Genomic DNA, 12737 nt, shown 5'->3' with positions numbered 1-12737 from the left:
TCCGTTCTTCATGGGGGCGAGATTTATTTGCAGCAGTTCGTTCAGTTGTCAATACTGGGAAGCGTCAAGGTTTAACTGCTTATCAATCTATTCAACAAGCTCTCTCTATTGATGGCTCCATTTTTTCCCCTAGTTGAGCAATTACGCCATGTTTATTATTGCAGGTTATGAATACTTAGAAAAAATTCACGATAGTTTAATAACTCTGGTTTATAGAGCGCGGAGAATTCGAGATCGTCAACCTGTTATTATTAAAATTCTTAAAAAAGAATATTCTTCTAGGAAAGATATTTATGTATTTGAACATCAGTATGAATTAATTAAAAATTTAAAATCAGAAGGTATTATCAAAGCTTATGCAATAGAAAAATCTAACAATTATATAGCTATAGTTTTAGAAGATTTTGGTGGCAATTCCCTGAAAAAAATTATTCAGTCTGGGGATTGTATAGATTTATTTGTATTCTTGCAAATATCAATTGGATTAACTAAAGCTTTAGAAGAAGTACATAAACTAAATATTATACACAAAGATATCAAGCCAGATAACATCATTATTAATTCTCAAACATTAAAAGTAAAGATCGTAGATTTTTCAATTGCATCACTTCTTACGCAAGAAAAATATCTGGTCAGCAATCCCGATCTATTAGAAGGAACTTTGGCCTATATGTCCCCAGAGCAAACCGGTAGGATGAATCGGGCGATTGATTATCGTACTGACTTTTATTCTTTGGGCGTCACATTTTATGAAATGCTGACTAGACAGTTACCATTTCCAACTACAGATGCGATGGAACTCGTTCACAGTCATATTGCTAAAATACCCGCTTTCCCGCATGAATTAGATTCAAGGATCCCGAAAGTAGTATCTGATATCGTGATGAAATTACTAGCTAAAACTGCTGAGGATAGATATCAAAGCGCTTATGGAATTAAAGCAGATTTGGAAGCGTGTTTAACTCAACTACAAACTAATGGAATAATTGAAAATTTCATTCTCGGTCAGCATGATGTTTTTGCTAAATTTCAAATCCCCCAAAAGCTTTACGGTCGCGATCGAGAAATTGCTACCCTAAACGCTGCTTTTGAAAGAACCACTCAAGGTAAGAGTGAGATGATACTTGTTTCCGGTTACTCAGGAATCGGCAAGACAGCCTTGATTAATGAAATCGATCGACAAATTGTGCGGCGAAAGGGTTATTTTACTTCTGGGAAATGCGAGCAATTTAAACGTGGTATTCCTTATGCTGCAATGATTCAAGCTTTTCAGAACTTGATGCGACAGCTATTAACTGAAAGCAAAGAAAAAGTCGAAATTTGGCAAAATAAATTATTAAAAGCTTTGGGTACAAATGGCAGAGTTATTATTGATGTCATTCCTGAAGTGGAATTAATTATTGGGATGCAACCACCTGTTCCTCAATTAGAACCTGGAGAATCACAAAATCGATTTTATTTAGTCTTCCAAAAGTTTTTGGGTGTTTTTACGAGTCAAAAACATCCTCTCGTTCTTTTCATAGATGATTTACAGTGGGTTGATTCTGCTTCATTAAAATTACTCCAGCTACTAATGATGTCATTAGATAGTCAATACTTTTTGTTAATTGGAGCCTATCGAGATAACGAAGTTAACGAGACTCATCCATTGATGTTACTTTTGGATGAAATTAAAAAAGCTGGAGTTAAGGTAAATCAGATCGATATACAACCTTTAGATACTGTTCAAGTTAATCAATTAATTGCAGACACGCTTCACTGCGAATTAGAAACAGCCTTTCCTCTAGCGAAAATAGTCTTTAACAAAACGGCTGGAAATCCATTTTTTGTAACTCAAATACTTAAAACATTCTACCAAGAAAACCAACTTTCATTCGATGTAAACGCTGGTAATTGGCAGTGGGATGTTCAAAAAATTAAAGAAGTTAAAATTACGGATAATGTTGTTGAATTAATGGTTAACAAAATTCAAAAACTGCCTAATTATACGCAAAGTGTTTTAAAAGTGGCAGCCTGTATTGGGAATACATTTACATTAAAAGATTTAGCAATTGTCAATGAAAAATCTTTATTATCTACAGCAAACGAGCTTTGGCAAGCACTTAAAGAAGATTTTATTTTACCTTTAAGCGGTGCTTATAAAATTCCTCTGACTGATGATTTAACTACGTCATTACCATTAGTTGAAGAAATCGAAAACCCAAGTAGCTTACCTCTAAATATTGAGTATAAATTTTTGCACGATCGCGTTCAACAAGCCGCTTATTCTTTGATTCCAGCATATCAAAAAAAAGAAATTCATTTAAAAGTCGGTCAACTATTGCTAAAGAGTACTAAAACAACAGAAATAGAAGATAAAGTTTTTGATATTGTTAATCACTTAAATATCGCTACAGAGTTAATTATAAGTGAAAAAATTAAACAAGAGCTAGCTGAGTTAAATCTGTTATCTGCGCGGAAAGCAAAGGCAGCAGCAGCTTATGAACTCGCGCAGAGATACTTAAATTTCGGACTAGAATTACTTGCTGAAGATAGCTGGCATAGTAATTATGAATCAACTTTTTCTCTGCATATAGAAGCAGTCGAAGTAGAATATTTAAATGGTAACTTTGAAAGTTCAACTTCCCTTGGTGATTGTATTTTAAAACAAGCTACTTCGCTTTTAGAAAAAGTAAAAACCTACGAAATAAAAATTCAATTTTATATTTCTCTCAATCAGATGCAAGCAGCACTTGACACCTCGTTGTTAGTGCTGGAAATGCTAGGAGAACCTTTAGTTGAAAAATTGCCTGAAGAATTAGATATTGGTAGTTTAAGCAATTTACCAGAAATGACTGACCCTGATAAACTTGCAGCCATGCGAATATTAGTTAAAGCGATAACTCCTGCCTTTGTAATGAATCCAGCACTTTTAGCACCGATCGTGTTTACGATGGTCAATATTTGTATTAGATATGGAAATTCAGCACTATCTGCTTTCGCTTATACTTTTCATGGCTTGCTCCTTTGTACTTCAATAGACAACATTGAACGTGGATATCAGTTCGGTAAATTAGGAATAAATTTAGTGGATAAATTGAATGCCAAAGAAGTTAAAGCTAAAGTATTTGAAGTATTTTATGGTCATATCAAACCTTGGGTAAGCCATACCAGAGAAACCATAGAGCCTTTACAAGAAGCTGTTCAATATGGCTTAGAAAGTGGCGACTTAGAGTATGCTAGTTATACCGCTATTTACACTTCTGTTTATCCGTTTTTTGTTGGCGAGCATCTAAATGAAGTTTGTGCGAAACAAACAATTTATACGAATTTATTAGTTAATTTAAAACAAAAATACTTGAGTTTCGCCATTGTAATTTGGCGACAATTAGGTTTAAAATTATTAAATAAGACCGAAAAAGAATGTAGAGCGATCGGTAATTTTTTCGATGAAGAAGCAATGTTACCTATTTTTATCCAATCAAATAATGGCGCGTTACTTTTTTTTACATATCTTTCCAAGTCAATATTTTTATATTTACTTCAAAACTACTCAGAAGCACTTAGTTATGCAAATCTAGCCGAGCAATATTCTGGTTATTCGGCGGGTTTAGTACATACAGGCGAACAAAATTTTTACTATTCTATGATTTTACTTGCACAATGTTCAACGATAGTAGAAATTGAGCTAGAAATTAACCTACACCAAGTGGAATTAAACCAAATTAAATTAAAAAAATGGTCGTTATATGCTCCGATGAATTACGAACACAAATATTATTTGGTAGAGGCAGAACAAGCTAAAATTTTAGGGCATATATTGCCAGCAATGGAATATTACGATCTGGCAATTCAAGGAGCAAAAGAACAAGGCTATATTCACGAAGAAGCAATAGCGAATGAAAGAGCATCAGAATTTTATCGCAGTCTTGGAAGAGAAAAAATAGCTCAAATATATTTAGTAGAATCATACTATTGCTATGTTCGTTGGGGAGCAATAGCAAAAGTTAAAGATTTGGAATTACGATACCCGCAATTACTATATTTAACCTCTAATGAAACTTATTGTAGAGAACTAAATGTTACGACAAGTTCTTCAACCGTAGGAACTAAAGCCGATGTTTTAGACTTAGCAACTATTATCAAAGCATCGCAAGCTCTGGCTGGCGAAATTGTACTTGATAAGTTTTTGGATAAATTACTAAAAGTTTTAATGGAAAATGCTGGCGCTCAAACTAGCTGCCTTGTTTTAGAAACCGATGGTATTTTAACGCTCAAAGCGACTGGTACTGTAGAACAAGACAAAATAACTTTGTGGCCATCGACATCTATAGATACTAGCCAAAATTTACCAGTTTCTTTAATAAATTACGTAGCCAGAACTAAAGAGAATATTGTTTTAAATAATGCCGCCAAAGAGGGAATATTTGTCAAAGATTCGTATATTATTAAAGCTAAACTCAAATCCATTTTATGTGCTCCAGTTATTAATCAAAATAAACTCATTGGCATAATTTATTTGGAGAATAATTTGACTGTTGGTGCATTTACATCGGCTCGTTTAGAAATCGTTAAAATACTTTCTACACAAATAGTTATTTCTTTAGAAAATGCTTTGCTTTATAAAAGTTTAGAAGAATACAGCCGCACGTTAGAAGAAAAGGTGGAAGAACGCACATTTGAACTAAGCGAAAAAAATGATAAATTAAAAGGCCAAGCAATTAAATTACAAAAAGCTTTGGATGAGCTAAGGCAAACTCAAGCACAACTTATCCAAACTGAAAAAATGTCTAGTTTGGGACAATTAGTTGCTGGCGTTGCTCACGAAATTAACAATCCGGTGAACTTTATTTATGGTAATTTAAACCACGCTAAGGAATATAGCGAGCAATTATTACATTTAATTGATCTCTACCAACACAGCAATCATAGTCCTAAATCAGAAATTCAAAATTATATTGAAGAAATTGAGTTGGAATACCTATTGGAAGATTTACCTAAATTGTTTTCTTCAATGCAACTGGGAGCAACCCGTATTCGCGAAATCGTTTTGTCACTCAGAAATTTTTCCCGTTTAGATGAAGCAGATATGAAATCAGTAGATATACATGAGGGTATTGAAAGTACGCTGCTAATTTTGCAAAACCGTTTGAATAAAAAGGCGACTCATTCAGCAATTCAGGTTATTAAAAAATATGGAAAACTGCCATTAGTAGAGTGTTATCCAGGTCAATTAAATCAAGTATTTATGAACATTCTTACTAATGCGCTTGATGCGTTAGAAGATCGCCATCGGCCACAAACACAAATTAAGGAAAACTCTAGCACAATTATTATCGTGACTGAAGTAATAGATTGCGATTGGATAAGAATACGCATTGCTGACAATGGAACTGGCGTAACAGAAGAACTGCGTAGTAAACTATTTGACCCATTCTTCACAACGAAACCCGTTGGTTCTGGAACGGGTTTGGGGTTGTCTATTAGTTATCAAATTGTGGTTGAAAAACATGGCGGACAACTGAACTGCGTTTCAGCACCAGGTCAAGGTGCGGAGTTCATAATTGAGATTCCCGTAAAGCAGCAAAATCGCCAAAAGTCAAGCTCCCTAGTGTAGATTTTATTTGGTTGATTCTGAAGGTAGTAAATAATTTTGGATCGCTCCTAAATTTGTGATTTTTTTTCAATTTGGAGTAACCTATATTTAGTAGCACCGATCCCAAAAATAGCGGACAGAAGATTAAGCTTTAAACTTAGCTCGAACCTGTCAAGCTTTTCGCTAAACACAAAGGCTTTTAATTGAGCATTGCTTCAGAGAGAAAGTTCTAGATAATCGCTTACAATCAGTCACTTAGTATAATTACTTAGAGGAAGCATCAAATGTCCGATCGTTTGAAAGGTGGAGCTATTCATCAACTGTTTGAATCTCAAGTGGAGCGTACACCGGATGCTGTAGCGGTGGTTTTTGAAGGACAAAAATTAACTTACCGAGAATTGAATGTAAAAGCGAATCAGTTGGCGCATTACCTGCGATCGCTCGGAGTAAGGCCAGAAGTGTTAGTAGGCATCTGGGTCGAACGTTCCTTTGATATGATCGTGGGAATCCTGGGCGTACTCAAAGCTGGCGGCGCTTACATCCCCATAGACCCTGCCTATCCATCTGAGCGTATCGCTTATGTGCTCAATGATTCGCAACCGCCAGTTCTATTAACCCAAAAACAACTGATTGCCTCGTTACCAGAACATAAAGCACGGGTAGTTTGTTTGGATACTGATTGGGAAGAAATCTCTACCGAAAGTGAACTTTCTCCCACCACTGGCGTGACGCCCGATAACTTGGCTTATGTCATTTACACCTCCGGTTCAACAGGAAAGCCCAAAGGGGTTTTGATTCCCCATTCAGGGCTGTTAAATCTAGTTTTCTGGCATCAACGCGCCTTTGAGGTCACATCATTAGACCGGGCTACTCAGCTAGCTGGAACTGCATTTGATGCTTCTGTGTGGGAAGTGTGGCCTTATTTAGCATCAGGATCGAGTATTTATTTAATCGCTCCTGATATTCTTCTGTCTCCAGAAAAACTGCGCGACTGGCTATTGACCAAAGAGATAACAATTACTTTTGTCCCTACCCCCTTAGCAGAAAAGCTGTTGTCGCTACAATGGCCTTTTGATGGAGCTTTGCGAATCATGCTAACGGGTGGAGATCAGCTTCATCAGCATCCATCAGCTTCCATTCCCTTCAAATTAGTCAATAACTACGGGCCGACTGAGAATACTGTAGTCACGACTTCTGGGTTGGTCGAAAGCGATGGTACAAAGAATACGTTGCCTCACATCGGTAGTCCAATTGACAACACCCAAGTTTATATTCTCGATCGCCATCTCCAACCCGTTTCCATCGGTATTCTTGGAGAACTCCACATTGCTGGTGTGGGATTAGCAAGAGGCTACCTCAACCGTCCCGAAACTACTCAAGAGAAATTTATTCCCAATCCCTTTAGCAATGAACCAGGTTCGCGCCTCTACAAAACTGGTGATTTGGCTCGTTATTTACCAGACGGCAATATCGAATTTGTGGGGAGGATCGACCATCAAGTAAAAATTCGCGGCTTTCGGATTGAATTAGCTGAAATTGAAGCATCACTGCGACAACATCCTGACGTGCGAGAAGCCGTTGCGATCGCACGCGAAGACGTACCTGGTGACAAGCGTTTAGTCGCCTACATCGTCTCTAATCTCATCCCGGAACGGATACCTTATCAAAGTCCTTGCTTGGTTGGATTTGATGGGAATCGTACTATAGAAGTAACCACCGAAGACATTTCAATAGGTGGTATTAGCTTACTAGGAATGACAGAAATTTTAGAGCGAGGTAGTCGCGTCCGCTTGCACCTACAGCTACCAGAAAATGCTCAATTTTTGTGGGTAGAAGGTAAAGTAGTATGGCAAGAAGAACAGCAAACGGGGATTCAGTTCGAGCTAACGCCAACACAGCAAATTATCATCCAACAAAGCTTAAATTATCTCCTAGAACAACAGAAACTTTTGAAAGTTTTGCAACGCACCGTTACCCGTACCCTCCGTAACTTCTTAAAACAGAAGTTGCCCGAATATATGGTGCCTTCTAACTTTGTTGTCCTGAAAGAATTGCCGCTAACTCCCAACGGCAAACTGGATCGTCAAGCGCTACCTTCACCTAGACAAATCACAAATGAACTGTCAAATAGCAATATTGAAACTGTAACCGATATTGTTTATAGCTCAGATGTTGGGAAACGGGAACCAGAGCTTGAGTTAATGCCTTTTGTTCCTCCTCGTACTCTGGTTGAAGAAGTGGCAGCAAGAATTTGGGCGGAAATTTTAGGTTTAGAGCGAGTTGGGATTCATGACAACTTTTGGGAATGCGGAGGAGACTCGTTACTAGCTGCTCAAGTTATCTCTCGCATCCGAAATAAGCTTGAAATAGAATTGTCTCTGCGTTCTTTGTTTGAAGCACCCACAATAGTCGAATTAGCCCAGCAAATAGAAACAGAACTTCAAACAAACTCAAAGTTACAACTTTCTCCAATCGAAGTGATTTCTCGCAACCAGAATTTGCCTCTCTCTTTTGGCGAACAACAGTTGTGGTTTTTGGCACAAGTAGAACCGGGTAATCCTTTTTATAACGAACACTTTACAATTTACTTACCGAGTTCGCTCGATCGATTAGCTTTAGAACAAAGTTTCAACCAAATTATCGATCGCCACGAAATTCTGCGAACTAACTTTTCTGTCGTTGATGGGCAACCAATTCGGATCGTTCAGCCAAGTTGCTATTTACCTCTGCCATTAATTAATCTTCAAGAAATAGCGTCAGAAAGCGATCGCGAAACAGAAGCTTTGCGGTTGGTAATAGAAAAGGCACGGCAACCTTTTAATCTTACCTCGGATTTGTTGCTACGAACTACGCTAATTCAACTCAGCGAGACGGATTACAGACTATATATAACCCTACATCACATTGTTTTAGATGCGGTTTCTATATACAGCGTGCTATTTCCCGAACTGGTAGCACTTTACGAAGCTATTTGCGATCGCAAACCCTCGTCCCTGCCAGAATTAACCGTTCAGTATGCCGACTTTGCCTACTGGCAGCGGCAACAACTACAAGTAGAATTACTGAAGCCACAGCTAGCTTACTGGAAACAGCAATTAGCAGATTTGCCCCCGCTACATTTGCCCACCGATAATCCACGACCGCCAGTTCAAAGGTTTCGAGGTGCAATGCAAACTCTGGCACTCTCCAAGAGTTTAACTGAGGCTTTGAAAGCTTTTTCTATTCAGGAAAATGTCACTTTATTTATGACATTAATGGCGGTATTCAAAATTTTGCTCTACCGCTATTCGGGACAAGAAGATATTCCCGTCGCCACTGTTACTGGTGGGCGAAACCGACCGGAAATTGAAGGATTAATTGGGTACTTCCTCAATACGGTAATTCTGCGTACTGACCTTTCTGGTTTTCCCAGTTTGCGACAGTTACTTTCCAGGGAAAAAGAAGTAGTATTAGCAGCTTATTCTCACCAAGAATTGCCATTCGAGAAGTTGGTAGAAGAACTTCAACCAGAAAGAAAGCTGGGTCAGAATCCATTATTCCAGGTAATGTTTATTTTAGAACCGCCGATCGTAACTTTGGATTCTGATGATTGGCAAGTTCGCCAGATGGATATTCATGCTGGTACGTCGAAGTGCGATTTGTACTTAGAATTGGATGAAAGGCCGGAAGGAATAATTGGTCGTTTTGAGTACGATACCGATTTATTTGATGCTACTACTATTTCCCAAATGGTTGGGCATTTTATCACTTTACTGGAAAGCATTGTTGCCAATCCAGAGCAGTCTGTCTCGAAGTTGCCTTTGTTAACAATTACCGAACAAAAGCAGTTAATAAATTGGAATGCTACCGGGACCAATTATTATCAAAATAAGTGCATCCATCAGTTATTTGAAGATCGAGGAGAGCAAAATCCCGATGCGATAGCAGTAATATTTGAAGGGCAGCAACTCACTTATCGGGAGTTGAATCAAAGGGCGAATCAATTAGCGCATCATTTACGATCGTTAGGAGTTGTCCCAGATACGGTAGTAGGTATCTGCGTAGAACGATCGCTGGAAATGGCGATCGGACTTTTGGGTATCTTAAAAGCAGGTGCGGCTTACTTACCTCTCGACCCGGCTTATCCGCAAGAACGGATAGCTTATATGCTGGAAAATGCCGGAGTTCCAGTAGTGCTAACTCAGGTAAGTTTATTGCCGCCACTGTTAGAGTATGGGATACCAGCGATTTGTTTAGATCGGGGCTGGAAATCGATCGCCCAACGCCCGCAAGATAACCCCTCCACAGCCGTATTGCCCGACCATTTAGCTTACGTTATCTATACATCAGGTTCGACAGGCAAACCAAAAGGGGTAGCAATGAGTCACCGTCCCCTGGTGAATCTGATCGATTGGCAATTACAAAATTTCGCTTTTCCTGCTACTAAAACTCTCCAATTTGCCCCCATCAGTTTCGATGTTTCTTTTCAGGAGTGTTTTTCTACTTGGTGTTCTGGCGGCACTTTGGTGTTAATTTCAGACATTATTCGCAAAGATGCAGTAGCTTTATTGAAGCTTCTCCAAGATGAAGCGATCGAACGTTTGTTCCTTCCCTTTATTGCGCTTCAGCATCTAGCTGAGGTTGCTGAGGAGCGAGGAACCATACCTGATAGTTTGCGAGAAATTATTACTGCGGGCGAACAGTTGCAAATTAGTAGAGCGATCGTCAATTGGTTTAGTCAGCTAAAAGATTGCACTTTACACAATCAATATGGCCCTTCCGAAAGTCATGTCGTAACGGCATTTACTCTCACGGGTTCACCTGAAAATTGGCCTAAATTACCCTCGATCGGTCGTCCTATTGGCAACGCCCAAATCCACATCCTCGATTTACAATTACAACCAGTACCAATTGGTATTCCTGGAGAACTTTACATCGGCGGTGTTAGTTTAGCCAATGGTTATATCAACCGACCAGATTTAACATCCCAACGGTTTATTGAAAACCCCTTCTTAAATAGTGATGAGTTCTTAGTTTTGAGTTCTGAATTAGAAGAAAACTCAAAACTAAGAACTCAAAACTCAAAACTGTACAAAACTGGCGATCTAGCCCGCTATTTACCAGATGGTAACATCGAGTATATGGGTCGAATTGACGACCAAGTAAAAATTCGCGGCTTTCGGATTGAGTTAGGAGAGCTCGAAACTGCTTTGGCACAACACCCAAACGTAGCAGAAGCTATTGTTATTGTTAGGGAAGATATACCAGGCGACAAGCGTTTAGTTGCTTATGTAGTTGCTTCCAAAGAGTTCGCATCTTCTCCGAACGAACTGCGGCACTTTTTGCAAAAAAAATTGCCTGAATACATGATTCCTAATGCTTTTGTATTTTTAGAAGCACTGCCTTTAACTCCTTCTGGAAAAGTAAATCGGCGAAGCTTACCAGTGCCAGAAGGAAATCGAGAAGAACTAGAAACAGCATTCATTGCGCCTCGTACTCCTGTGGAAGAAAAGTTAGCTGAAATCTGGAAAAAGATTCTCGGTATCGATAGAGTTGGCATTTACGATCGCTTTTTCGATCTAGGCGGGCATTCTTTAAAAGTTACTCAGCTAATGTTTAAAGTGAAAGATGCTTTTCAGGTAGAAGTATCACTGCGACAATTTTTTGAAGTACCGACTATTGCTGGAATTGCGGATGCGATCGCTCTCGCTAGTCAGACAGATTCCACTTCTACATCACCGCAAGAAGAAACGATCGATCTAAATGCGGAAGCAATCTTAGATCCTACCATCTCTCCTGAAAATATTAATTTTGAATGGGATAAAGAACCATCCCATATCTTATTAACAGGAGCAACTGGATTTCTCGGTACTCACTTACTTAATGAGTTACTAAATAAAACTCCGGCAAATATTTATTGCCTGGTAAGAGCATCCAATCTCGAACAAGGCATAGAGAAGATCCAAAACAGTCTAGAACGCTATGTACTTTCTAATCCACCTATTAGCAACCGCATCATCCCAGTTTTAGGAGATTTATCTCAACCCTTCTTAGGACTTACATCAAATGAATTTTCTGCCCTGGCCAGCAAAATTGATGTAATTTACCACAATGGTGCATCAATCAATCTGGTTTATCCATACTCTGCACTAAAAGCAGTAAATGTTTTGGGTACTCAAGAAGTATTGAGATTAGCTTGCTTGGTGAAGATAAAACCAGTGCATTTTGTTTCAACTGTCGCCGTTTTATGTACGCCTTCTTACTATCAGGTAAAAGCTGTTTACGAACACGACAAACTTGAGAATGGCAATGAACTTACACAGGGATACGATCGAAGTAAATGGGTTGCTGAAAATTTAGTTATGAAGGCCCATTCTAGAGGGCTACCTGTTTATATTTATCGACCGGGATTCATCACGGGAGACAGCAAAACAGGTATTTGCAATACTGCCGATTTAATCAGCATAATGGTTAAAGGCTGCATTCAAATGGGAAAAACACCTGATTTAGACATCCTGTTAGACATGACTCCGGTGGATTATGTCAGCCAAGCGATTGTTCATTTATCCAAACAAAAAGAATTAGTGGGAAAAGCTTTTCATTTAGTTAATCCTCATCCTCTTTCTTGGAATCAGCTTTGCGATTGCCTTGGCTCTTTTGGCTACTCCCTTGAACGCATTCCTTACCAACAGTGGCACTGCGAGTTATTACAACTTGTTGATAATTCACCAGAAAATGCTTTGCATCCACTGGTCAGCCTTTTCTCTGATGAAACCGTATCTGCACAGACGATTACACTTCCTTGCTTTGATTCTCAAAACGTGATCGATGGTTTAGCTGGTAGCTGCATTAGCTGTCCACCTATAGATGAAAGATTGTTAAATACTTACTTATCGTACTTACTGAAGTTTAGACTAACCGCGCCTTATACCAATTCTCTAAATGCCGACTACAGATAACGCCTCCAATATACACCGGTTTCCGCTGTTATGAGGTCCAATAAAATATCATTGTTGTAGTCAAACCGTCGGAAAGCGTATTCTCTCGATCTCCGGCAAAAAATAGTGCAGGCTCATTTAGCAGAAAAGATGCTAATTAGGAAAGTAGCTAAGCTGTTGTACCTTTAAATAGGGTATAATAAAAAATGAGTTTAGTCAATCTCTACAAAAATGCCAGCTAAAAA

General features: G+C 38.7%; 2 protein-coding genes. Both read left to right on the top strand.

Annotated features, from left to right (window positions below; genetic code table 11):
* The first annotated feature begins 148 nt into the window (after nucleotides 1-148).
* Entirely contained in the window at nucleotides 149-5596 is a 5448-nt protein-coding gene (locus QT996_RS27065; protein WP_333050448.1) for an AAA family ATPase, read from the top strand.
* A gap of 263 nt (nucleotides 5597-5859) precedes the next feature.
* Nucleotides 5860-12513, top strand: a complete 6654-nt coding sequence (locus QT996_RS27060; protein WP_333050447.1) for an amino acid adenylation domain-containing protein — start codon at nucleotides 5860-5862, stop codon at nucleotides 12511-12513.
* Nucleotides 12514-12737 lie beyond the last annotated feature (224 nt).

Source organism: Microcoleus sp. S13C4 (assembly GCF_036700865.1).
Lineage (GTDB): Bacteria > Cyanobacteriota > Cyanobacteriia > Cyanobacteriales > Microcoleaceae > Microcoleus.
The sequence above is the reverse complement of the archived record's forward strand: the minus strand, read 5'-3'. Positions and strand labels throughout refer to the sequence as shown.

What these genes read in the sequence shown, in the direction of transcription:
- QT996_RS27065 (WP_333050448.1), top strand. Translation starts at nt 149, where the DNA reads ATGTTTATTATTGCAGGTTATGAATACTTAGAAAAAATTCACGATAGT.
- QT996_RS27060 (WP_333050447.1), top strand. Translation starts at nt 5,860, where the DNA reads ATGTCCGATCGTTTGAAAGGTGGAGCTATTCATCAACTGTTTGAATCT.